Raw genomic sequence first — 21,820 nt, 5'->3', positions numbered from 1 at the left:
ACAAAAGGCTTCCCGAGGGAAGCCTTTTGGGTTTCATCGCTGAGGTTCAGTAGTCTTGCTCTTCCTCAGAATCTTCATCGTCGTCATCGCGTTTGTTGCGTTCATCCGCATCTTCTGCGGGTGTCTGATAACCGTGTTCGGATACCCACAGTTGCAGCATGACCAGAACCCGTTCATCGCAGGTCAGATGCTGGTGGAACAGTTGCTCGGTTGCTTCTGCCAGCGCTGCGCGGTTGCGGATTTCTTCTGTGTGGTTACCAACTTCCAGGCTGAGGTCACGACTGCAGGACTCGTAAATGCGATTCAGCAGTTCCTCAACGCGTTCCGGATCGTCAGCCAGCAAGTAACTCTGTTCGAGATCGTTTTCCAGCTCGCGAATGACGGACCAGGTGGTTTCACCGCGTTGGTAGAGGGTGTCACGACTGATGCCATGGATGTCTTCCAGCGCGTAGTCCCAATCGTCCCAGCCATCATCCGGTTGAATCAGGGTGGTTTTGATCTGGCCATCGGTCATCGACCAGGCGATGGCAATCGGGTGAGCTTCTTCTTCCCAGGAGCTGGCATCAATGGCCACAAAGTGCGGATAACTCACGAGAAACCTCAGGTAACGAAAAAAGTGACTGTACTGGCTGGTGGCGCTTGCTTCAAGTATCCGTAGAACGTTGCAGTTCACGCTGGATGGCACCGGCTGGTTGACCAAACCAGCGTTTGCAGGCTCGTCCGAAGTTGGCTGGGTTATCGTATCCCAGTTGTTGGCTTATCTGGCTGGCGTCCAGATCGCTATTTTGCAGGGATTTTAGTGCTTGTTCACATCGCCATTGATCCATTTCCTCCTGAAAACTGCTCCCCAGTCCGGCCAGATAACGATTGAGGCTACGTTCACTGAATCCCAGATGAATGGCTGCATTTTCAAGTGTAGGGGGATTGCTTTCGGCGCGGATCCAGCGTCTCAGATTACCTACCAGATCCTGGTTGCTGTGTGGTTGATTGGCCAGCAAGGCTTCAAACTGAAAGCGCAGGCGTTGTTGGGCCAGTCCGGCTGGACGTGCCTCAAGAGCTGATGGGGTGGGCAAAAAATAATCGGTAATGACCCAATGGCTGCGCTGTATCAGTGCCTGATGCAGGATTTCCGGCATCAACCAACCCAGCAGTAACAGACCATGAAGAAACCGGCAGCCGAGGCGGCGTCCCAGGTACTGTCGTACAATGGGGGTTAATTCGGCTCCTGCTTCCGGTAATAGCGGTGTGTAGAGCCGAAAGCTGGGGGTTCGGCTTTCCGGGATATACACCTGAGCAGGGTGGCTTTCGATATTGAGCAGGCGCATCCACCAGAATAACTGTTGTTGTCGGCTACGACTGGCTTGCAGGATCAGGTGTAGACCTTCCTGTTCAAGATGACTGAGCGTCAGTCCATCCCTGGTCGCTTCCTCCATACGTTGTTCCGGGGTCATACGTACCAGTTTCGGTAAGAGGCGCAGCAGGGTGGTAGGGCACTGTACGCGCTGTGGTTGCAAGGGGGACAGCCGACCAGGTTGGCCGGGACTAGCGGCAAACATGCTGGTGTGGGGAGTATGGTTCATACTGATAACTCCTCCAAATGCGCGTCAAGTAGCAGAATCCAGCGGCCGTGCTCACTTGTGCTGCTGAGGTTGCCGCGTGTTTTCAGACTGACCAGGTGTTGGCTAAGTTGTAACAGATGGTTGGCTTCTGCACTGCGATTGGATGGATGCAGCGCCGGGTTTTTCAACTCAATTGACATCTGCAAACGTGGCCCATGCAGGCGTAACGATATCATGACGCTGGTATTGGCTCTTGAATGCCCCAGCAGTTGTTCGTGAGTTAGCCAGTTGAGTAAGAAGGTGAATAGCGAAGGTGTAGCGGATAGGACCATGCTGTAGGGGAGTTTCAGTTTGCAGTCGAGGAACTGATTCTGATTTTGCTGGTGCCAATCGTGGATCTGTGCAGCCAGATCAAAATCGTTATGGTGCTGGTTTGCCAGTAGTTCGAGTGCCTGGCGTGTGTAAAGAATCCGGCAGTGACCAGCATTATCTGGCTGAAGGTTTTCTTCATGAGCAAGAGCATCGGCTATAAATTGCAAAAATCGATAGCGATTGTCATCGGTACGGCTGATTTTGAGGCGCTCGTAATCATATTTCAGGCGTTCATAGGCGGAACGGATGGTTTGGAGGTCGTGTTGAAGGATTTCCGTTGTGCGGTTTATGCGGCTTTCCAGTGTTGCTGACAAGTCATGGACCTGTTTGATAGCTTGTTGTTCGCGAGACTTGTCGATACTGCATATCAGAATTTCACAGGGTCGATTGTCAATATAACTGACCGTTTGGATAGTTATATCAAAGACTCCCAGCTGGTCATTGAATTTACGTAACGTTATTTCGCCATGAATACGTTGTACTCGTCCCTGTAGTAACTGATTAATGCGTTCTTTTTGCTCAATCGCCGCGTTCCCCTCGATTCGTTCGATCAGTGTGTGAAATGGCGATGGACGTATCAGAAGCTCATCACGACTGATGCGCAGCTGCTGGCAGAGATGATTGTTGGCTTCTAATTGGTTTGTTGTGGCATTGTAGCGGCCAAAACCCATTGATGAGTTTTCAATGGCTATGCCTAAATGATTGCGGGTATCTCGCACTTCTTGTTCGGCTTCTTCACGGCGGCGAATATCCGTACGCAGATCGGTTTGCATACGGCTTATTGCGTTGACCAGCGTGGATAGTTCATCTGGAACTTCGCTGCGATTGCCAATATCTGGTAGTTGATCAAGAGTATCCAATCCAAACTGTCGGGCCCATATTGCCAGACTTAGCAAGTGGCGAGTGATCAGGCGATGAATCAGGCTCAGCAATACTAATGATATGGTCACGGTTTTGAGTAGTTGTACCAGCAGTATTCGCAAGGCGATTTCTTTTAGCTGAGTGTATAGATCGGCGTAACTTGCCAGCACGGTAACGTTACCAAGTTCAATGTTCAGATCCTGATCATGGTATTTCAGAGCAAATTGGAAGCTTTCATCTATTTGTGCCGGACGCTCTCCAGCCTGTAAAAGACCCAGGTCACGGCTTTCAATCTGAACGTAGTGCACTCCGGGAAAATTGAGTATTCCCTGCAGCTGGATCTGTACCTGGTCGGCATCAAAATTCCACAAGCTAAGGCTGAGACTGGATTGGTAGCTGTTCTCGATTTGCTGCAGATCGTGATGAATTTGCTGGCGGCCACGATCAAATTCGGAAAGCAGAATGTAGGCGAACATCACCAGTGTGATGACAAAACTCATCCACAGGGCGCGGGTGAGCAGGTACCTGCCGGTACGGCTGCTGAGGGCGGGCCAGAAATCTGTAGGCAACGGAAACTCCGATCAGGCGAGGGAATCCTGAAAACGATAGTCTATGAACGCCGAACCTGCCTGACATTGACAGACTTTTTTCCAACAACAAAACAACAGTTTTTACAAGAGGACGCGATTGTTCACTCTGGCCTGACTTGACCTGTCACAAGAAAGTTCCGTGTTCCGCTTTGGCGCAGGAAAGTGCTTGATTTGCATCAAAATCGTGCCTGCCCAGCACAGTATTCTGAACCCATCAAAACGAGCACAGACCCTAAGGAGTGCGACATGAACTTTCTGAAAACCCTGCTGGCCACTGCTGTTGTAGTATCTGCTGTTCCTGCGATGGCTTATGAAGCTGGCGATATTATGGTGAAAGCCGGCGCGGTTACCGTGTCCCCAAAGAGCAATCCGGTTTCTGCCGACAAAACTATCGAAATTGAAAGTGATACCCAACTGGGTCTGACCCTGACCTACATGGTTACTCCACAGGTTGGTGTTGAAGTTCTGGCTGCTACTCCGTTCAAACATGATATCACTAAGAGCGGAAGTACTATCGCCACCACCAAACACCTGCCACCAACTGTATCTGTTCAGTACTACCCACTGTCTGGCGAGTCTGTTCTGCAGCCATACGTTGGTCTGGGTCTGAACCATACCTTCTTCTTCGAAGAAGATGGTGTTGCTAACCACTTGGACAAGAGCACTGGTCTGGCATTCTCTGCTGGTGTTAACTACGACATTGACGAAACCTGGTTGCTGAACATTGCTGTTTGGAAAATCGATATCGACTCCAAGCTGAATGGTACAACTGACGTCGAAATCGACCCTACCGTTGTATTCCTGGGTGCCGGTTACAAGTTCTGATCTGACGGCAGATCATACTCTCTGGTCGCCACTTGCTCCGGTGGTGGCCAGGCTCAAGAGCCGGGAGTCATCAGGCGAGATTCCCGACAAAAAAGCCATGCAATTGCATGGCTTTTTTGTTTTTCGTCAGGCCAGTCTGGCGGCTGGCCAACGGCATGTCCGTTGAGGGGGAAACGGGCCGCTCAGAGACCTACCAGACGCATGAATTCACTGCGGGTAGCCTGATTGGTGCGGAAGTCACCCTGCATGACGGATGTACGCATCATGGAGTTCTGCTTCTGAACGCCACGCATCATCATACACATGTGCTGGGCTTCCATAATCACACCAACACCACGACAGCCGGTCACTTCAGTTACGGCATCCGCGATCTGTTTGGTCATGTTTTCCTGAATTTGCAGTCGACGTGCAAACAGGTCAACGATGCGGGCAAACTTGGACAGTCCCAGTACCTTGCCATTCGGTAAATAACCAATATGGCAGCGGCCAATAAACGGCAGCATGTGGTGTTCACACAGGCTGTAGAACTCAATGCCCTGCACAACCACCATTTCATCGTTATCACTGCTGAAAACAGCGTTATTGATAACGTCGTGCAGATTGCCTTCGTAACCGCTGGTCAGGAATTGCATAGCCTTGGCGGCACGTTTTGGCGTATCAAGCAGCCCTTCGCGATGAATATCTTCACCGAGGCCAGTGAGAATATCCCGGTACAGGGATTCCAGATTAGACATGACGTTTCCAGTTCGATTGTTCAATACGTGAGTGTAACCAAAAAAGCCATAGTTATACAGAAATTGCTCTGTATAACTATTGACTATCAGTTTTCCAGAGGAATGGTTTCTGCTTGCAGCGAGCGGATAAAACGCTGCACGCCGGGGTAGTCGGGTAGCGATGAGGTCCAGTGCAGATCAAACAGGGCGGGTACAGCAATCTGATCGTGGCACTCCTGCTGATCTGCGGCAGGGGAGAGCTGGTCAGTTAGCAAGGCTGATACCCGACGTGCAATTGCTGCACCGGAATCCACCCAGGCGATGTTTGGCCACAGTTGTTCCAGCCACGGACGTAGTAACGGGAAATGAGTACAGCCCAGTACCACGTGGCTTGGATTGCCGGTGCTGAGCCAGGGTTGCAAATGCTGCTGCAGGTCGCCACTAAAGCGGCCGTTGTGGATCAGTTCTTCGGCCCAGCGCACCAGCTCGGTACTGCCCATCCGTAACAGGGTGCAATGGCTGGCAAAATCGGCCTGCAGTCGATCGGTGTACGGGCGGCTGACGGTCGCCGGAGTCGCCAGTAATCCGATTACTCCGGTGCTGGTTTGTTGAGCCGCCGTCTTGATTGCAGGCACCACGCCCACCACCGGAATGTTCAGATGTTCGCGCAGGCGTTGCAGAGCCAGCGTGCTGGCGGTGTTGCAGGCGACTACCAGCAGGTCGGGTTGCAAACGGGCAACCGCATCCAGACAAATCGTCAGAATACGTTGTTCCAGCCAGCTGTCTTCCTTGATGCCATATGGAAAAGCATCGTCGTCCATCAGATAACGGATGGCCACTTGTGGCAGCAGTTTGCGGATTTCGGCGGCGATACTGAGGCCGCCGACACCGGAATCAAACACCAGAACGGATGGAACGGGTTGGGTCATGAATTACTCGGGTTTGAACACCAGGTTCAGGCTGACGGGGATCGTACTGGCAATGGATTGAAGCCCTGCCATTTCCCGTAACTGATTGATGCCATCAGTTAACGAGAAGGCGGTAGCATCCAGCATCAGCGGTGCAGCAGTGGTTACCACAATACGGTTGTCGCTGGATGGTTCGGCTTGCAACGAGGCTTTGACCGGCACTCGTTTGCCGTGCAGGGCCAGTGCACCGGATGCCTGAAACGTCGCGGATTTACCGGCTTTAAGATCGGCCATGGCGGCTTTCGGTACACTCATCTGCAATACGGCGGTCGGGAAGTGGGCAATATCAAACAACGTGTTGCGCAGTCTTTGATCCCGTACCTCAACACCGGTATCGACACTGGTCAGGCGTACATTGACGGTGGCTGAACCACCGTCGGTGACGAATCCATCGAAGTCACGAAAATGGTGTTCTTCGGTAATGTCAGTGTTTTTGGTGCTGCTGAACGCGATACTGGAGCCATCGTCGATGGTCCAGCCAGCCATGGCGATTGGGGTAACAGCCAGAGAGGCAGCCAGCATCAGGGTACGCGTGATCATAAGACCTCCATGCGTGTCGTCACGATGTAATCAGTGCACGAGACTCACGGCAGGAAATCGATATTCAACCAGCCATTGGAGTTCGCGCAGGATATTGTCCTTGTGCGTTTCTTCCAGGTCCCAGCGATGTTTATCCAAACGGAACTGTTCCTGGCGCGAGAGATTTTTATAAGCATCAAGGATCGGCATTTCGCGTGCCAGACTATAAAAATGTCGCAAGGTGTTCAATTCCGCAGCGTTCCAAACGTCCGGATCGAGGCCTCGAATCAGATATTCGAGACGTAAAACACCTTCAGTGATCTCACACTGGTCGGTAATAACGGCTTTGCAGACAAAGTGCACGTCCTGAATCAGGCCCAGCTGATGCTGACGCAACTGTTGTTCTGCTTCGGCTTCTTCAGCGCGCTGGCGCGTTTCCTGTTCCTTGACCTTGCGGGTCAGGTGGAGTGCGTAAGCACCGAGGGCGGCAACAATCAGAACGGCGATAACCAACAGGACAATCAGCAAGGGGCTCATGGCGATTTCGAACAGCTTAAAGGGATGGGCATCATACCTGTGCAGCGGCTGAATTTTAACCGTTGAAAAGGGGATATCCGGGAGGCGTTGTTGCTTTCTGCGCGATCAGGACTGGCACAAACGGCATTCACCAGCAGGCAAACTGCCTTCGCGATAACGCACCTTGAAACGCGGGCCACTGCGCTGGGGCAGTACTTCGTAGCGATGGATTCTGGGATACGTTGTCGACGTTACAGACGTGGCTGGTGTTTGGGGCTCGCTTTGATCAGGCGCAGGAGCAGGCGTGCACTCATGGACGAAATCAGACATTTTGCCCGCCGGTTTCTGGTTGACCGTAAAGCTCGTTCAACAGCTGAATGACCCGTTCGGCCTTGTTGTCGGCAATGTGGTAATACATCGACTGAGCTTCGCGGCGACAGGCCACCAGTTGTTCGGCGCGCAGGCACGCCAGATGTTGAGACAAGGCTGACTGGCTCAGCGGCAGATGGCTCCCCAGTTCTGTGACGGAGATTTCGCCTTCGCGCAAATGGCAGAGAATGGTCAGACGGTGCTCATTGGCCAATGCCTTCAGCAGCTGCACGGCCTGCTGGCGATGATCATCAAGATGGCGGGTGGCCCCCTGATCGGCGTTTGGAGGTGAGATGGTCATCAGACGTTTTCCGGATGTGATGGAAACATTCTATATTTCTACATAAGAATATTCTAATATTATTATGTAAACGCCAAATCACCTGAACCCCGGAGGGAGTCAGACATGAGCGCCAGCATTCGTACCTACTTTCACAAGGACACCTCGACCTTCACTCATCTGATTCTGGATGAAAATACCCGGCAGGCGGCACTGGTCGACCCGGTGCTGGACTTTGATCAGAAAGCCGGTCGCACCAGCAGCCTGTTTGTTGATCAGATTCTGGCCGATGTGCAGAGCCAGGGCGGGCAGCTGCGTTATGTGCTGGAAACCCATGCTCATGCGGATCATCTGTCGGCGGGTGATTACGTGCGTACTCACACCGGCGCCGCCATTGTGATTGGTCATCGTATTACCGGCGTGCAGAAGACCTTTGCTGCGGTGTTTAACGAAGGTGCTGGATTGGCGGTTGACGGTCGCCAGTTTGATCAGCTGGTGGCAGAAGGGGATGTAATTCCACTGGGCGATAGCGCCATTCAGGTGCTGGCAACGCCAGGGCACACTCCGGCCTGTGTCAGTTACCTGCTCAACAATACCGACCTGTTTGTTGGCGATACCCTGTTTGCGCCGGATGTTGGCTCGGCCCGATGTGATTTCCCGGGTGGTGATGCCGGAACCCTGTATGACTCGGTGCAGCGTTTGCTGGCGCTGGGGGACGAGGTGATGATGCATCTCTGTCACGATTATCCGGCGACCAGCCGTGAGCTGATCAGTCAGGTATCGGTTGGAGCACAAAGATCCACCAATATTCACATTCGTGACGGAGTCAGTCGGGAGGATTTTGTGGCGTTGCGGGAGAAGCGCGATGCTGGCCTTGAAATGCCACGGCTGATATTCCCGTCGTTGCAGGTGAATATTCGCGCCGGTGCCTTGCCGGAGCCGGAAGACAACGGCATTTCCTATCTGAAAATGCCGTTGAATCAGTTCCCCTGAACAAAAGTGTCCGGATTACTCCGGACGCGGTTGGTCGTCTGACTGACCGTTGTCAGGTTCTTCATGATGCTCGGCAGACTGCGCTGCTGCCTGAGCACGGGTTTCGGCGTCAGCTTCTGCTTCGGCGCTGCCCGGCTGTGGGCGTTTGCCTTTGCGAGCTTCAGCTTCGGCCGCTTCGGCCGCAGCAATTGCAGCCAGACGCAGGCGTTCAATTTCAGCCAGCTCGTCAGCCACCATGTCAGGCGTTTCCAGCGAAATACGACCGATTTTGCCGGAACGCATTTCATGCAGACAGAGTTCAGCGGCCTTGTGCAGGTCGATCACGCCGCCCGGACGCAGACAACCGCGTTTGCGCCCCAGCAACTCCAGAGCATCCGGACCACTGGCTGGCAGCGGGTCCATCTTGTAACGATCTTTCAGCAGGTGCGGATAGGCCTTGAGCAAATAACCCAGGGTGTACTGGGCAATTTCCCGGTATTCCATGGCTGTGTCTTTTACGGCACCACTGGCCGCCAGACGATAACCACTGTGTTCGTTCTCGAATTTTGGCCACAGGATGCCGGGGGTATCCGACAGCACGATGCCATTTTTGAGATCGATCATCTGATTGGCTTTGGTGACGGCCGGTTCGTTACCGGTTTTAGCCACATAACGACCTGCCAGACCATTGATCAGGGTGGATTTGCCGACGTTCGGAATCCCCATCACCATGACCCGGATCGACTGTTTGCGTTCGGCGCGGGCGGCACCGATCTTTTTGCACAGTGCGATCACTTTCTTGATCTGGGATTTGTCTTCCGCCACCAGTGGCAGCGCCAGGGTGTTGTCCTGCTTGCTGAAATATTCAACCCACTGACGGGTGACGTCCGGGTCGGCGAGATCGTCCTTGTTCAGGAGTTTGATCACCGGTCGATTGCGGCGCAGCTGATCGACCAGCGGGTTGGTGCTGGAGAAAGGGAGGCGTGCATCCATCACCTCGATGACCAGATCAATCTCAGGCATGGCCTCGCTGATCTTTTTTCGGGCTTTGTTCATATGCCCGGGGAACCATTGGACTGCCATTGTGTGTAATCCGGTTGACCTGATAAAAATTGGGCGGCACATTGTATAGGACGGTCAGTCCAGAGCAACTGCCCGTGCGGCAGTGAGTGCAATTTCGACGCAATCTGTATGTCACAATTGCTGGCTAACCTGACCGAGATCCTTGTGATCCCAGTGAAATTGGTCATGTTGGAGACAAATGTATGGATGTCTTGCCAGAAGATTTCGCGCGGAGTGCCAAACGTCAGGGTCGACAGGCGTCAGCAACCGTTTCCGGTCGTCGTCGCTCAGGCTTCCTGGTTGGCAACAAGTTTGTTTTTTCGGATCCGGCCGAGGTCCTGTGGATGCAGGCAGGCCCCGGCGAGTTTCGTGAGCTGCGCCTCTGGCGCAAATAGCGTTTTTCGTCGTTTAACCGGACAGCCGGACGTTTGCAGTTCCGGCTGACACAGCATCAAGTTTTCACGGATCTGGTAATCCGCGGGCTTTTGCCCCTCCAGATTCGACGAAATACCCTGTTTATTCCTCGATCACCGGGGTGAGGGCTGCTTTCACTTCAGAAATTTCCACTTCAACGTCTGCGACCGCTGAATCCTGATCGGTTGTTTCCTGATCAGTTGTGCGATTTTCGTCCAGGTCGTCACCGTCGCTTTCATCGTTCATTCGCTGTTTTTCCGCCAGGCGGGCACGACGCTTTTCTTCCTTGGTGATCAGTTTTTCCTGATTGGCCCAGAAGCCTGGACGTGAATCCACTTCATTCACGCCATTTTCTTCAGCGATATCGGCGGCCAGCTTGCGTGAGCTTTCATCGGCATCACGGGCCAGCAGCTTGCGCTCGCCGGATTCCAGACGGCTGAAAATATCCAGCAGTGCTGATGCCATCACGTCGGATGACAGATCATCACGGGTCTTGTTGAAGCGACGAGCGATCATGTTCAGCATCGCCAGATCACTGACCGGAAGTTTCAGGCGGATTTCCGCCATGCTCTTTTCACGTATGGCGCGTTGCTGCTCCTCCTCGTAGTACTTCTGGATCAGGGATTGGGTGCCGTTCAGTTCGTTATCCTGCATGCAAGGTATCCGGTATTGGTGTAGTGGTTGAACATCAGGCCGGTGGAGTGTTCAGACACCGGCAATTTGCTTGAGTCATTTGAAAAGGGCGCGGATTATAGCGGCTGAATTGTTTTCCGGAGGAAAAAGATGAGTGTAGAACAGGTTATTCTCGACAAGGTGGCGGCGTTAAACCCGGAACATGTTCAGTTGTTGAACGAAAGTCACATGCATGCTGGCCCGGCGACCGACTCCCATTTCAAGCTGGTAATGGTGAGTGCCGCATTTGATGGCAAGCGCGCTGTGGCTCGTCACCAGATGCTGTACGGTCTGCTGGCGGAAGAACTGAAAGGCCCGGTGCATGCACTGGCTCTGCATCTGTTTACGCCAACCGAGTGGGCCGCAAACAATCAGGTTCCTGCGTCTCCTACCTGTCAGGGCAAACACGGCTGATCAGCCGTTGGTCTGCTCTCTTTATATAAGGGATTATATTCGAGCCAAAAAAGCGACTGAGATCCGAAGCTGCGGTGGGGGATGACAGTTGTGTGGCAATCCGGTGACCTCTGGGTGAATGCCTGATGGCAGCCGGATTGCAATTCTCTTGCAGGATTATTTCCGCATTCTGATTGTCTGACCTGATAGTTGGCATTGTCACAAAAGTGTCATTTTTCCGTCATAGAATCGCGCCCGATCTCAATAACGGACCCGGAAATCTATGAAATACATGCTGATTCTGATGTCGGCTTTCGCTTCTCTGACTGCTTCCATGACTCATGCTGAAGCACCAGCGCGCTTTAGTGATTTGCCGCTGAACGGCGAAGTTCAGGTATTTTCTGTACAGGGCTCGAACACCATTGGTGCCGCCCTGGGCCCTGAGCTGATTCGTCGTTACCTGGAACAGAAAGGTGCCGAGGACGTTACCATTGAGCCAACCAAGGTTGCCAACGAAGTGATTGTCAGCGGCCGTGTTCCTGCCACCCTGACCCGGGTCTACGCCAAAGTAGCTGCACACGGTTCCGGTACAGGCTTCGTTGGTCTGGCCGACAAGAGCGCAGACATCGCCGCCGCTTCCCGCCCAATCAAGGATGCTGAAGCTGACACCCTGCATGCACTGGGTGATATGCGTGCTCCTGAGTCTGAACACATCATTGGTATCGACGGTCTTGCCATCATTGTTAACCCGAATAACCCGATTGCAGAGCTGAGCGTGGACGAAATTGCCCAGATTTTCTCCGGTGGTTACACCGACTGGTCTCAGGTAGGTGGTCGTCCGGGCCCGATCCATCTGTACGCTCGTGACGAAAACTCCGGTACCTGGGACAGCTTCGCCGGTATGGTTCTGGGTAAACGTGCTCTGCTGCAAGGCACCCGTCGTTTTGAATCCAGTGATGAACTGTCTGCTGTTGTGGCGGAAGACATCAACGGTATCGGTTTTGTTGGTTTGTCCTCTGTTCACAAATCCCGTCTGCTGGCGGTGTCTGATGGTAGCTCCAAGGCTCTGAAGCCAAACAAGCTGACCGTTGGTACTGAAGACTATGCATTGGCTCGTCGTCTGTTCATGTACACCAACGCCAAGACCGAAAATCCGTACGTAAACGAATTTATCGACTTTGTGCAGGATGACATGGGCCAGAAAGTGGTCGCGGAAACCGGTTTCGTATCCCAGGAACTGCAAGCGGTAACCCCTGAGTTCTACGCCGAACTGCCACAGGACTTCCGCGACCTGACGGCTGATGCCCAGCGTCTGACCATTAACTTCCGTTTCCAGGAAGGCAGCGCCCACCTGGATAACAAAGGCCTGCAGGACGTTGAACGTCTGGTGAGCTACCTGCAGCAAAAAGGTCAGTCTGAAATTGTTCTGATCGGTTTTGGTGACCGCAAGCGTTCTGAGCGTCGTGCCGAGCTACTGTCCCGTCTGCGTGCGATGGCGGTGCGTCGTGAGCTGGTACGTAACGGCATCTATCCGAAAGAAGCGATTGGTTATGGCGAACAGATGCCAATTGCCTCTCTGGATCACGAAGAAGGCAAACAGAAAAACCGTCGTGTAGAAGTCTGGATTCGTCAGCCTGGCGTTCATGCCAAGAACAGCTGATCGGATTTCGGCAAGACATAAAAAAACCGGCGCAAGCCGGTTTTTTTATGGGCGCGATTCCTGAAACAAAACGCGCCCGGAGAGGTTGTTCAAACCGCCAGAATTATTCCTGGCTGTGGAAGAACAGGTACATGTCGATCACGGATGCCGGAATGGCACCACACACCTGGTTGGACAGGTCAACGTCATCGTCGATATCGGCCATTTCTTCTTCATCGGCAAACAGACCGGAAGCATACATGGTGGAGAACAGCAGCTGGGCGACTTCTTCTTCTTCGCGGGCGTACCATTCTTCTTCGTTCAGCATCACACCGGTCATAAAGCCGATGGCCCAGCTTTCCAGTGGTGGTTCGTCTTCTTCGTCGTCAACCAGAGTCAGTTCAGCCGGAACCGGGAAGTCTTCACCGGAATCGAGCCATGCCTGGATTTCACGAGCCAGTTTTTTCATCAGGGTGTCGACGGTTTTTTTCTCGTCGGCGCTGAAGCCCAGTTTGTCATCGAATGCGCATTCCCACACGGTGTCCATATCGAACGGAACCGGGCCGGTCAGCAAGGCGGTGATCAGACCGTGGATGGCAAAGAAATCAAAACTGTCCTGACGCTCGGCTTCTTCTTCAAGCAGAACGCCCAGAGTTTCCAGTTCGTTCTCGCTCAGTGCTGGGATACTATTCAAATCATTCATGACGGGACTCCTGAAAGTGGCGGACATGCTAACAGGCTTATGAAAGGCTACAAACAACATTTAACCGTAAGATTGGCTGGGCAGGACGTACCACTGGTTCTAACCGCCATGCAGCGTAAAAGCATCCGGCTGATTGTCACTGAAAGCGGTGAAATCGACCTGCGTATACCCTTTAACAGCCCCAAAGATACGGTAGACCGGTTTTTGCGCCAGCACGAGGCGTGGATTCTGCAGCGCCGTCAGGCCTTCGCCGAACGAGCCCGTCAGCAACAGGAAAACAACAGCGTTCATTATCTGGGGAAACCCCTGAGCCTGGGGCAGTGGTCACGCAAAACCGTGGGGCTCGAAGGGCAACAACTCATGATTCCGGCCACGGTAGCGGAACATGAACGCCAGTTGTGGCTGGATGACTGGTTTACCCGCATGGCGCGCCAGTGTTTTGAAGACCAGATTGCACGCTGGTGGCCAGCGTTTTCCCATACCGGCAAACCACCGGTGTTACGGGTCAAAAAAATGCGCACCCGCTGGGGCAGTCTGTCGAAGCTTGGTTATATCAACCTCAATCGGTTGCTGGTGCATATGGACCCGCAGCTGATTGAACTGGTGGTGGTGCACGAGTTGTGTCACCTCGAGCACTTTGATCATGGCCCGGGTTTTCAGCGTTTGATGAGCAAACATTTGCCCGACTGGCGATCTCGTGATCGCCAGTTGCGGAACATCCGGATTAACGGTTTTTCACTTGGCTGTTAACCCACATCTGTGAATACCAGTAAAAGTATCCCGGCTTGCTGATGCTCGGTGCGGTGCAGTTGTAACGACTGCGGCCGCCCGGAATCGGCTTGTTGGCGGTGACAGTAACCTGTAGCTGGCCGTTTTCCAGAGGCTTGCGCTCTACCCGGATCGGGCCTTCACCGCTGGCAAAACAGTTGAGGTTGGCGGCTTTCCAGTCGGATGGCGTCAGAGTCATAGTGAATGGTGGCATCACCGCGCCATCCAGCACCGGATCGGCCGCTTCGTTATTGGGCACCGGCAGTGCCAGCGTCTTGAGTTTTTCCTTCAGGGTTTTGACATCGGCATAACCACCAGCCGACGGATAACGCGGAATAATCTGCCAGTGACTGCTGCTGCCCACCGCGCCCGACTGCTGACCAAACGCCAGGTAATTATGGTCGGCCAGCCACTTCACCATATCGAGGTTGTACTCACCAAACGGGTAAGCAAACATCCGTGGCGTTGGCCCCATTTCAGCTTCCAGACGAACCTGCGCCTGCTCGATTTGCTGGTCCATCCAGTCACTGAGGCTGACACCGTCCGGGCGATTGATCAGGTACGGATGGCTCATGGAGTGGTTGGCAATCACCGCGCCGGCCGCTTTCATTTCACGCAGCTGGTCCCAGGTGATGGTGCCTTTCAGGCCCTGATCAACCGGCTCCGGGTTCACAAAAATGGTGAATGGCCAGCCGCGCTGTTTCAGCATCGGAAAGGCGACCCGATAAATGGATTCGTAAGCGTCGTCGAAGGTAATGGCCACCGCTCGTTCCGGCAGCGCCTCGCCTTTTTGCAGAGCGGCAATAGCGTCAGGCAGATCGACCACAGTCATATGCTGTTCAGCCAGCAATTCCAGATGGCGACGGAAGTTATCCGGGCTGATGCTGGTGCTCGGTGGGGTTTTATCCGACACATGGTGGTATTGCAGAATCACCAGATCGGCACGTGCCGACGCAGATATCATCAAGGCGCAAGTACCCAGAAAAACCAGCAGGGAGCGCAACAGGAATAACGGAAACAACCGATGAATGCGCAGCGATAACAGGCGCGACATGGAAACAAACCTCAACAGGGAAAAGCCGGGCAGGAAGGATCAGAGCGTCAGCCGCTGGTAGGCCGCCAGCAACGCCTGGAAGTGGCTGACTTCACCGCCGCGATCAGGGTGATGGCGCATGGCCAGACGGCGATATTGGCGGCGAATATCCTCTTCCGAGGCCGGGTCTGTCAACTCCAGCAAGGCCAGATCATCACGGCGCTGGGCCGGTGTCTGGGTCTGTTGCCAAATGCCGCGTAGCAGCTGTTCGACTGTATCGCGATCGGTATGCAGGTTGCCAAGGTCGAGGTAATAACGGGCGAGGTTATCGGATTCACAGACATGCTGGTTATCGCTGCTGGTGCTGGCTTCCCACGGCAGCAGTTGCATGCTCAAGGGTTCGATTTTCAGCCAGCCCGCCTGTTCGGCCAGCCACTGCAGGCGCAGTCGATACAGACAATGCATCACCAGAAAATGGCAGCGGAACAGCGTCAGGGCATCGCCCAGAGAATCCTTCTGGAATACACCGGGGTCGGGCTGTTTCAGCCACTGGATCAGCTGGTATTCGGTGTATACCTCACCGTCCAGCAAACGGCTGCCAAGCAACAGCTGGAGGGTTTCGAGCAACTCTTCCGGGGCGGACACCTGGTCCTGATGGAGATTAAACATGCCGCCAGACTAGCACAGCGGAGATGTCAGCCAGAAGACTGCGGAGTTCGTCTGCTTCATCGCCGCGGTGACGACTGCCGCCAATAGCCGTTTCCCCGGCGCTGCTTCTATAATTGGCGGCTGAACGATTATGAGCCGCTAACGGAAGTGTCATGACTGATCCGAACAAACCAGCGTTACCGCGTCGCAGCCATCTGATTACGCCCCACGGCGAGCAGGCCCTGAGGGAAGAATACGACTACCTGTGGCGACAAGAACGCCCGCGCGTAACCCAGGAAGTATCGGATGCTGCCAAGCTGGGCGACCGCTCAGAAAACGCGGAATACATTTATGGCAAACGGCGTTTGCGCCAGATCGACAGTCGCGTACGTTTTCTGCTGAAACGACTGGACGAAGTCACGGTGGTGGATCGTCCGCCGGCTGACCCCCGCAAGGTCTATTTTGGTGCCTGGGTTGAACTGGAAAACGAAGAAGGTGAGGTCTTCAACTACCGTCTGGTAGGAGAGGATGAAATCGATCTCGCCCATGGCTACATCAGTATTGATGCGCCGCTGGCGCGTGGTCTGGCAGGCAAGGCCATTGATGACGAAGTGACCGTACGCCTGCCGAAGGGCCTCGAAACCTTTTTTATTCTGGCGGTGCATTACCAGCGCCCGGCCTGGGATAAAAAACCGGCCGAACATACTCACCGCTGGAAAACCTGATCCGGCTCTGGCCTGAAACGATCAAAAAACGGAACCGCTGCACGCGCACCGCTGGTGTCGAGCGGTTCCGCGCTGCGGATACCCTCCGAGCTGCTAGGCTTGCTGGAGCAGGAGGTGAATATGCGCAAATTCCGATTTTTCTCATGGCAATCGCCCATAGTGCTGATCCTGGCAGGATGCAGTGCTGCTCTGGTGGTAAATGCCAATCCGGCGACGTCGCCAGCGGCAACCGGTCTGGCCGGAGCCTCCGGGTCAACCTTCATGTCCGTTCCTGCCAATGCGCCTGGCCCCCGGATTCTGTTGTCGTCCGATGCCGAACAGGCGGCTGCCGCTGCGCTGCAGGATGCTGCTCCACCGGAAACCAATACCGATGCCCATTTTATGGGGCAGATCTATCGTTTGCCGTTCTGGGTCGAAACCGTTGCCAGCATTTGCCCATGGCGCTCTGGTGACGATGATGGTGTCATTCGCCTGATTCGTACCCGTGAAGAGTGGGGCAAGGGGTTTTATCTGCAGTGGATGAGTAACCGCATCGAGCAACACAAGGGCCGCCCCATGTTGGCCAGTATCCGGGTTTATGAAATTGGCCCGCATATGCCACTGGATTTTGACTTGCCTGACTGGGAGCTGTTTCCCGATCAATGCCTGCTGACGACCGAAGCACGGTTGCCGGATGGTCAGAGATTTTCGATGAAGGTTGCGGTGCTGGGGATGGGGCAGTACCAGCTGGCGCTAGTACCAATCGCCAAACCGGTGCCGGAAATGCGTTTACCGGCACCGGGCGAAATCAAGGCGGTCAGTCCAGATTCATTACATCCAGACGGGTGTGCAGGTGACCCTTGTCCTGGTGTTTCTGAAGATTCACAAAGTCGAACAGTTCGCGGTCCCCGAGCTGGGACGGCGCAACATTACAAATAGCCGAGAAAATGTGTTCGCTGCGGCCTGGTTGCTCGCGCTCCCACTGGTGCAGCATGTCCTTGATGTTCTGACGCTGCAGGTTTTCCTGCGAACCACACAGGTTGCACGGAATAATCGGGAAACCCTTGGCTTCGGCGAAAGCTTCGATGTCCTTTTCCTTGCAGTACGACAACGGGCGGATCAGCACGTGTTTTTTGTCGTCGCTCAGCAGTTTTGGTGGCATAGCCTTGATCTTGCCGCCGAAGAACATGTTCAGGAACAGGGTTTCGATGATGTCATCGCGGTGGTGGCCGAGGGCAATCTTGTTGGCACCGATCTTTTCGGCAAAGCCGTACAGGGTGCCACGACGCAGGCGTGAGCACAGACCACAGGTGGTCTTGCCTTCCGGAATAATCTCCTTCACCACACTGTAGGTGTCTTTTTCCAGAATGTGGTACGGCACACCCAGCTGTTTCAGGTAGGCCGGCAGCACATGCTCAGGGAAGCCTGGTTGCTTCTGGTCGAGGTTCACGGCAATCAGCTCGAACTTCACCGGTGCGCTTTTCTGCAGGCTCATGAGGATATCGAGCATGGTGTAGGAGTCCTTGCCACCGGACAGGCACACCATGATGCGATCGCCATCTTCGATCATGCAGTAGTCTTCAATCGCCTTGCCGACGTTGCGGCGCAGACGCTTCTGCAGCTTGTTGAATTCGGTACGGGCCTTGCGATCAATCACCTCACCGGCGTCGTCGGTAGCCTCAAGAGTGTCATCACCATCGGTGATGTCATCGGCATCATCAGCGTCACTGTCGACGACATGAACGCCTTGCATGGCATCGATAAAGTTAGGCTCTTCTGAAACATTCATACCGTACGGACTCCGGAGGACTGCGGCTGACCAAAAAACAGGCGCCGAATTCTAGCGAAAGTCGCGGCGCTCGTCAGCAGCAGGGCCACGACCGGGGCGCATAAATCAGCATCAAGGGTGTCGCAGGCTCCGTCAGTCGGCTGGTGTAGGGTTATTCACGCGACAAAAGCAGGGGCTTCCTGTTCTTTTGACGGTCCTTGACTACAGTTAGTCAGTAGAACGCCGATATCGAACAAAAATACTACGGGAATTCCTTATGGCCTGGTTTGGATTCGGAAAAGACAGCAAAAGCAGTAACGCCAAAAAAACCGAACAGCCGGTTGTGGTTACCAGCATCAGCAGTGGCAGCATCAGTGAAAGCTCGCTGGCATCCCTCAAGCCCGCTTCCGGCAAAAGCCCGTTGGTGCTGGCGTTTCTGTCACCACATGTGGATTTTGAAGGCACCATCAGCCGGTTACGCCAGGCCATGCCCTGGGCCGAACAACTGATTGGTGTAATGACCGCTGGTGAGCTCAGCTCCTGCAGCAGTCAGCTGTACCACGGCGCTGACAACAGCTGGGATAATATCGTCATACAGGCGTTCAGTCCGACGGTGTTCCAGCAGGTTGAGGTTCGCTCCATTCCGCTGCACTGTGAAGACATGCGTTCAGGCAATATTCGCAGCACCCGCAAGCAGCGTGTTGACCAGATTCGGGCCGAGTTCGAACGCATTACCCTGCCGTTTGATGTGAACTACCAGGACACCATTGCCCTGACGTTTATCGACGGCCTGACAGCGAGCGAAAGTTTCTTTATGCAAGGGCTGTACGCCAGTGGGCGCTTCCCTTGTTATTTCATCGGTGGTTCTGCCGGTGGCAAACTCGATTTCCAGAAAGCCTTTGTGTACGACGGCAAGCAGATTGCCCACAACCAGGCCGTAGTGATTTTTGCCAAGCTGGCGTCTGACGTGCGTTATGGCATTCTCAAAACCCACAATTTCGAACGCAGCAACACCTCGTTCACCATTGCCGAGTCCGACGTTCACACCCGTACCGTCAAGAGTGTGATCAAGAACGGTACACATGAAATTGTGCCACTGGTCGACGCGCTGTGTGAGCACCTGCGTTGCACACCGGAACGACTGGGGGATGCGCTCGGTAAAAGCTCGTTTGCGGTGGATATTGGTGGTGAGCTGTTTATTCGTTCGATCTCCGGTATCGACCCCAAAGCGCGCACTATGAGCTTCTTCTGTGACCTCGACTTTGGTGATCAGCTGTATCTGGTGAACCCGCGTGATTTCGCGGATTCCACTACCCAGGCGTTCCAGCGCATGATGAATGGCAAACCCGGCAAGCCGATCGCCATGATTGCCAACGACTGTATCCTGCGTCGTCTCAACAACGCCGACAAACTCGGGCAGGTACAGGATTTCCGTGATATTCCGGTTGCTGGCTTCTCGACCTTTGGTGAGTTGCTGGGCGTGCATATGAACCAGACCCTGACCGCCCTGTTCCTGTATCGGGTGCCAGCGGGCAGTTCGTTCCGTGATGAATACGCCGATAACTTCCCGATCCAGTACGCCCGTTTCCGCGAGTATTACCTGACTCTGCAGATCAACAGTCTGGAGCGTATCAACACCCTGCAAAGCACGCTGGTGGACTATCTGGGTGAATACCGCACCCTGCTGCACACCATCGTAAACAGCTTCGAGAAAGTCTCCGGGTACGCCGATCAGACCGGTACTGTGTTGTCGGACGTGCAGAAAAAATTTGTCGGATTCTCCAAGGACATCGAACGTCAGAGTGGTGAGCGTGAAGCCCTGCATACCACTGTCGCGGCCCTGCGTCAGAACTCCGAAGAAGTGCTGAATATCCTCAGTGTGATTTCCGGTATTGCTGACCAGACCAACCTGCTTGCACTTAACGCTGCTATTGAAGCGGCGCGGGCAGGGGAGGCCGGACGCGGGTTTGCGGTGGTAGCCGACGAAGTTCGTCAGTTGTCACACACCACCCAGGACAGCCTCAACAAGACTGGTGACACCATTAATGCCGTAACCGGCTCGATTGGTTCGATTCAGGATGCGATTGGTCACACCGAATCCTTCCTTGCGCGTATCGCCGACGGCAGTAGTGTGCTCAGTAATGAGCTGGGGACATTGGTGGATTCATCGATCTCGGCAGGGCAGCAGGTGCGTGAGAGCACGGGTTATATTGCTGGCATGATGGCTGAAATGGACAAGATTGATCGCGATGTGGAAGCGATCCAGAAATTGAGAGAGCTGAGACGGGCGCATTAATCCGGCTGGTACCCGGCCACCTTCTGAGCCCGGCTTTATGCCGGGCTTTTTTATGGGGTTGGTCTGGCGTCTGGCGTCTGGCGTCTGGCGTCTGGCGTCTGGCGTCTGGCGTCTGGCGTCCGACTTCTGGCGCTTTGCGGCTACTCGGCTTGTTAATTTGCTCGGCTGCTTGCCCTCTTGGGGGACCTTGTCCCCCGGCCTTGCGGGGCATCCATGCCCCGGCTGGGTCGGCCGTTGCGGTGAATCCCGGCTCGCCCAGATGGGCATTGGGCAGCCAGCTGCGCTGGGCGAAATCGGTGTTAATAGTTGCTCTGTTGTAGGGTGGGCATTTATGCCCACAACAATCGCGTCCGACGTCCGACTTCTGGCGGCTACTCGGCTTGTTAATTGGCCCAGCTGCTTGTCCCCCGCATGGTTCTACTCTCCTAAAAAAAACTGTATGGATAAACAGCATTATCAGCCTGAAGAAAAAAGCCATGCCCGTATTTCCAGAGCCGTTGCGTGTTTTTCCGGATGCTGTTAGCGTAAGTCCATGAAGTTCAATGGTTTTGTGTTATTGGCGCAAAATTAATGTGCACGTTAAACCAGAAAAACGCGCATAAATCGCCGTCTGCGCGTGTATTTCCAGGGAGGATGGTTTTATGAAAATGGAAATTATCAATCAATTCAAATGCCTGGCATCCTTCCGCAACAAATCACGCTACCAAGAAAACGCGCATGCGCATGAATAAACTGTTAAGTGCCTAAGCGAGTCGAGTATGGAATCAGATTCAAAGACAAAACTGACGAGATATCTGGAACGTGAGGGAATTGGTAGCGTACTAAACGATACAAAGTGGCGGCGCCTATTTGAAGAGCTTCAAAATTTCGAGGGTGCTCTGCAATTTCAGCGCAAAGACGTAGATGAGGCGGAGCCCAACCAAGACTATTGGGACGCCGACATTTATCACGTGTTCGGTGCGTGGCAGAAGATCGAGTGGCTTAATGTCAGAGCTTTGACCGTGAGGCGTAGAGGTGCATTAGTAAAGCCAGAAATTGAAGACAAAACTCCTGATCTTGCCCCACTTTTGCGGACACATTCGTATTATCCATTCTTCGCCTCGTACTCTAGCGGACTGAGATACCCCAGACCAGAGTGCAGGCGTGATCGGTTGTAGAAGCCATCAATGTAATCCT

At 54.0% G+C, this 21,820-nt stretch carries 22 protein-coding genes and 1 pseudogene; 8 read left to right on the top strand and 15 right to left on the bottom strand.

Annotated elements, in window-relative coordinates; all coding sequences use genetic code 11:
* Positions 1-46: 46 nt before the first annotated feature.
* The 3 genes from OUO13_RS00120 to OUO13_RS00110 are packed head-to-tail and all read right to left on the bottom strand — an operon-like array spanning position 47 to position 3,361.
* On the bottom strand, positions 47-592 hold the full coding sequence (locus tag OUO13_RS00120; RefSeq protein WP_283171823.1) for a hypothetical protein: 546 nt from the start codon (positions 590-592) through the stop codon (positions 47-49).
* 52 nt (positions 593-644) lie between these two features.
* Positions 645-1,580: a helix-turn-helix domain-containing protein gene (locus OUO13_RS00115; RefSeq protein ID WP_283171822.1), complete on the bottom strand. Its 936-nt coding sequence runs from the start codon at positions 1,578-1,580 to the stop codon at positions 645-647.
* Positions 1,577-3,361, bottom strand: coding sequence for a hypothetical protein (locus tag OUO13_RS00110; RefSeq protein WP_283171821.1), 1,785 nt, complete (start codon positions 3,359-3,361; stop codon positions 1,577-1,579). Before OUO13_RS00110 ends, OUO13_RS00115 begins: the two co-directional genes overlap by 4 nt.
* A 267-nt stretch (positions 3,362-3,628) precedes the next feature.
* Here OUO13_RS00110 and OUO13_RS00105 point away from each other — a divergent pair, with 267 nt between their 5' ends.
* Positions 3,629-4,207, top strand: coding sequence for an OmpW/AlkL family protein (locus tag OUO13_RS00105; RefSeq protein ID WP_283171820.1), 579 nt, complete (start codon positions 3,629-3,631; stop codon positions 4,205-4,207).
* A 182-nt stretch (positions 4,208-4,389) separates the two neighbouring features.
* On the opposite strand, the gene folE is transcribed toward OUO13_RS00105, so the two are convergent.
* The 5 genes from folE to OUO13_RS00080 all read right to left on the bottom strand — a co-directional run bounded on the left by folE (position 4,390) and on the right by OUO13_RS00080 (position 7,593).
* Positions 4,390-4,941 (bottom strand): GTP cyclohydrolase I FolE, encoded by a 552-nt coding sequence (gene folE, locus OUO13_RS00100; protein WP_283171819.1) that lies wholly within the window; start codon positions 4,939-4,941, stop codon positions 4,390-4,392.
* Positions 4,942-5,027: 86 nt separating this feature from the next.
* Positions 5,028-5,849 (bottom strand): glutamate racemase, encoded by an 822-nt coding sequence (gene murI, locus OUO13_RS00095; protein WP_283171818.1) that lies wholly within the window; start codon positions 5,847-5,849, stop codon positions 5,028-5,030.
* A gap of 3 nt (positions 5,850-5,852) precedes the next feature.
* Positions 5,853-6,428 carry a YceI family protein gene (locus OUO13_RS00090; RefSeq protein ID WP_283171817.1) on the bottom strand — a complete coding sequence of 192 codons (576 nt, stop codon included), beginning with the start codon at positions 6,426-6,428 and terminating at the stop codon, positions 5,853-5,855.
* Positions 6,429-6,458: 30 nt separating this feature from the next.
* Complete coding sequence (locus tag OUO13_RS00085) at positions 6,459-6,944, bottom strand: DUF2489 domain-containing protein (protein WP_283171816.1); 486 nt, start codon at positions 6,942-6,944, stop codon at positions 6,459-6,461.
* 301 nt (positions 6,945-7,245) lie between these two features.
* Positions 7,246-7,593: an ArsR/SmtB family transcription factor gene (locus OUO13_RS00080; RefSeq protein WP_283171815.1), complete on the bottom strand. Its 348-nt coding sequence runs from the start codon at positions 7,591-7,593 to the stop codon at positions 7,246-7,248.
* A gap of 105 nt (positions 7,594-7,698) precedes the next feature.
* Here OUO13_RS00080 and OUO13_RS00075 point away from each other — a divergent pair, with 105 nt between their 5' ends.
* Positions 7,699-8,565, top strand: a complete 867-nt coding sequence (locus OUO13_RS00075) for an MBL fold metallo-hydrolase (protein ID WP_283171814.1) — start codon at positions 7,699-7,701, stop codon at positions 8,563-8,565.
* A 15-nt stretch (positions 8,566-8,580) separates the two neighbouring features.
* On the opposite strand, the gene ylqF is transcribed toward OUO13_RS00075, so the two are convergent.
* Positions 8,581-9,627: a ribosome biogenesis GTPase YlqF gene (gene ylqF, locus OUO13_RS00070; RefSeq protein ID WP_283171813.1), complete on the bottom strand. Its 1,047-nt coding sequence runs from the start codon at positions 9,625-9,627 to the stop codon at positions 8,581-8,583.
* Positions 9,628-10,122: 495 nt separating this feature from the next.
* On the bottom strand, positions 10,123-10,674 hold the full coding sequence (locus tag OUO13_RS00065; RefSeq protein ID WP_283171812.1) for a hypothetical protein: 552 nt from the start codon (positions 10,672-10,674) through the stop codon (positions 10,123-10,125).
* 129 nt (positions 10,675-10,803) lie between these two features.
* Here OUO13_RS00065 and OUO13_RS00060 point away from each other — a divergent pair, with 129 nt between their 5' ends.
* A complete protein-coding gene (locus OUO13_RS00060; RefSeq protein WP_283171811.1) occupies positions 10,804-11,106 on the top strand; it encodes a BolA family protein in 303 nt (100 codons plus the stop codon).
* Between the two features lie 262 nt (positions 11,107-11,368).
* On the top strand, positions 11,369-12,745 hold the full coding sequence (locus OUO13_RS00055; protein ID WP_283171810.1) for a substrate-binding domain-containing protein: 1,377 nt from the start codon (positions 11,369-11,371) through the stop codon (positions 12,743-12,745).
* A gap of 103 nt (positions 12,746-12,848) precedes the next feature.
* Here the strand turns inward: OUO13_RS00055 and OUO13_RS00050 are convergent, their stop codons facing one another.
* Positions 12,849-13,427 (bottom strand): YecA/YgfB family protein, encoded by a 579-nt coding sequence (locus tag OUO13_RS00050; RefSeq protein WP_283171809.1) that lies wholly within the window; start codon positions 13,425-13,427, stop codon positions 12,849-12,851.
* 108 nt (positions 13,428-13,535) lie between these two features.
* Between OUO13_RS00050 and OUO13_RS00045 the strand changes: the two genes are divergently transcribed.
* The gene (locus OUO13_RS00045) at positions 13,536-14,177 is read left to right on the top strand and encodes a M48 family metallopeptidase (protein WP_283171808.1); all 642 of its coding nucleotides are present in this window, start codon (positions 13,536-13,538) and stop codon (positions 14,175-14,177) included.
* Here OUO13_RS00045 and OUO13_RS00040 read toward each other — a convergent pair.
* Both OUO13_RS00040 and OUO13_RS00035 read right to left on the bottom strand, forming a co-directional pair.
* The gene (locus OUO13_RS00040) at positions 14,152-15,249 is read right to left on the bottom strand and encodes a polysaccharide deacetylase family protein (RefSeq protein WP_283171807.1); all 1,098 of its coding nucleotides are present in this window, start codon (positions 15,247-15,249) and stop codon (positions 14,152-14,154) included. The genes OUO13_RS00045 and OUO13_RS00040 overlap by 26 nt on opposite strands.
* 39 nt (positions 15,250-15,288) lie before the next feature.
* Positions 15,289-15,897, bottom strand: a complete 609-nt coding sequence (locus OUO13_RS00035) for a DNA-J related domain-containing protein (RefSeq protein WP_283171806.1) — start codon at positions 15,895-15,897, stop codon at positions 15,289-15,291.
* A 152-nt stretch (positions 15,898-16,049) separates the two neighbouring features.
* On the opposite strand from OUO13_RS00035, the gene greB reads away from it, so the two are divergent.
* A complete protein-coding gene (greB, locus tag OUO13_RS00030) occupies positions 16,050-16,601 on the top strand; it encodes a transcription elongation factor GreB (RefSeq protein WP_283171805.1) in 552 nt (183 codons plus the stop codon).
* Between the two features lie 796 nt (positions 16,602-17,397).
* Here greB and ttcA read toward each other — a convergent pair.
* A complete protein-coding gene (gene ttcA / locus OUO13_RS00025; RefSeq protein ID WP_283171804.1) occupies positions 17,398-18,369 on the bottom strand; it encodes a tRNA 2-thiocytidine(32) synthetase TtcA in 972 nt (323 codons plus the stop codon).
* Positions 18,370-18,625: 256 nt separating this feature from the next.
* On the opposite strand from ttcA, the gene OUO13_RS00020 reads away from it, so the two are divergent.
* Positions 18,626-20,644, top strand: coding sequence for a methyl-accepting chemotaxis protein (locus OUO13_RS00020; protein ID WP_283171803.1), 2,019 nt, complete (start codon positions 18,626-18,628; stop codon positions 20,642-20,644).
* A 758-nt stretch (positions 20,645-21,402) separates the two neighbouring features.
* Positions 21,403-21,711 (top strand): annotated as a pseudogene (locus tag OUO13_RS20005) (DUF6678 family protein); the annotation flags it as partial.
* 17 nt (positions 21,712-21,728) lie between these two features.
* Here the strand turns inward: OUO13_RS20005 and OUO13_RS20000 are convergent.
* On the bottom strand, positions 21,729-21,812 hold the full coding sequence (locus OUO13_RS20000; RefSeq protein WP_428982302.1) for a hypothetical protein: 84 nt from the start codon (positions 21,810-21,812) through the stop codon (positions 21,729-21,731).
* Positions 21,813-21,820 lie beyond the last annotated feature (8 nt).

Origin of the sequence: Parathalassolituus penaei (assembly GCF_026626885.1) — a bacterium.
Classification (GTDB): Bacteria; Pseudomonadota; Gammaproteobacteria; order Pseudomonadales; family Oceanobacteraceae; genus Oceanobacter; species Oceanobacter penaei.
Note: the sequence above shows the minus strand (reverse complement) of the source record. Positions and strands in the feature narration are given on the sequence as shown.

Bases quoted from the DNA above. Each gene is read 5' to 3' on its own strand.
- murI (WP_283171818.1), bottom strand. From the start codon at position 5,849: ATGACCCAACCCGTTCCATCCGTTCTGGTGTTTGATTCCGGTGTCGGC.
- OUO13_RS00115 (WP_283171822.1), bottom strand. From the start codon at position 1,580: ATGAACCATACTCCCCACACCAGCATGTTTGCCGCTAGTCCCGGCCAA.
- OUO13_RS00045 (WP_283171808.1), top strand. From the start codon at position 13,536: ATGCAGCGTAAAAGCATCCGGCTGATTGTCACTGAAAGCGGTGAAATC.
- OUO13_RS00020 (WP_283171803.1), top strand. From the start codon at position 18,626: ATGGCCTGGTTTGGATTCGGAAAAGACAGCAAAAGCAGTAACGCCAAA.
- ttcA (WP_283171804.1), bottom strand. From the start codon at position 18,369: ATGAATGTTTCAGAAGAGCCTAACTTTATCGATGCCATGCAAGGCGTT.
- OUO13_RS00055 (WP_283171810.1), top strand. From the start codon at position 11,369: ATGAAATACATGCTGATTCTGATGTCGGCTTTCGCTTCTCTGACTGCT.
- ylqF (WP_283171813.1), bottom strand. From the start codon at position 9,627: ATGGCAGTCCAATGGTTCCCCGGGCATATGAACAAAGCCCGAAAAAAG.
- greB (WP_283171805.1), top strand. From the start codon at position 16,050: ATGACTGATCCGAACAAACCAGCGTTACCGCGTCGCAGCCATCTGATT.
- OUO13_RS00050 (WP_283171809.1), bottom strand. From the start codon at position 13,427: ATGAATGATTTGAATAGTATCCCAGCACTGAGCGAGAACGAACTGGAA.
- OUO13_RS00065 (WP_283171812.1), bottom strand. From the start codon at position 10,674: ATGCAGGATAACGAACTGAACGGCACCCAATCCCTGATCCAGAAGTAC.
- OUO13_RS00090 (WP_283171817.1), bottom strand. From the start codon at position 6,428: ATGATCACGCGTACCCTGATGCTGGCTGCCTCTCTGGCTGTTACCCCA.
- OUO13_RS00085 (WP_283171816.1), bottom strand. From the start codon at position 6,944: ATGAGCCCCTTGCTGATTGTCCTGTTGGTTATCGCCGTTCTGATTGTT.
- OUO13_RS00080 (WP_283171815.1), bottom strand. From the start codon at position 7,593: ATGACCATCTCACCTCCAAACGCCGATCAGGGGGCCACCCGCCATCTT.
- OUO13_RS00035 (WP_283171806.1), bottom strand. From the start codon at position 15,897: ATGTTTAATCTCCATCAGGACCAGGTGTCCGCCCCGGAAGAGTTGCTC.
- OUO13_RS00075 (WP_283171814.1), top strand. From the start codon at position 7,699: ATGAGCGCCAGCATTCGTACCTACTTTCACAAGGACACCTCGACCTTC.
- folE (WP_283171819.1), bottom strand. From the start codon at position 4,941: ATGTCTAATCTGGAATCCCTGTACCGGGATATTCTCACTGGCCTCGGT.
- OUO13_RS00105 (WP_283171820.1), top strand. From the start codon at position 3,629: ATGAACTTTCTGAAAACCCTGCTGGCCACTGCTGTTGTAGTATCTGCT.
- OUO13_RS00040 (WP_283171807.1), bottom strand. From the start codon at position 15,249: ATGTCGCGCCTGTTATCGCTGCGCATTCATCGGTTGTTTCCGTTATTC.
- OUO13_RS00060 (WP_283171811.1), top strand. From the start codon at position 10,804: ATGAGTGTAGAACAGGTTATTCTCGACAAGGTGGCGGCGTTAAACCCG.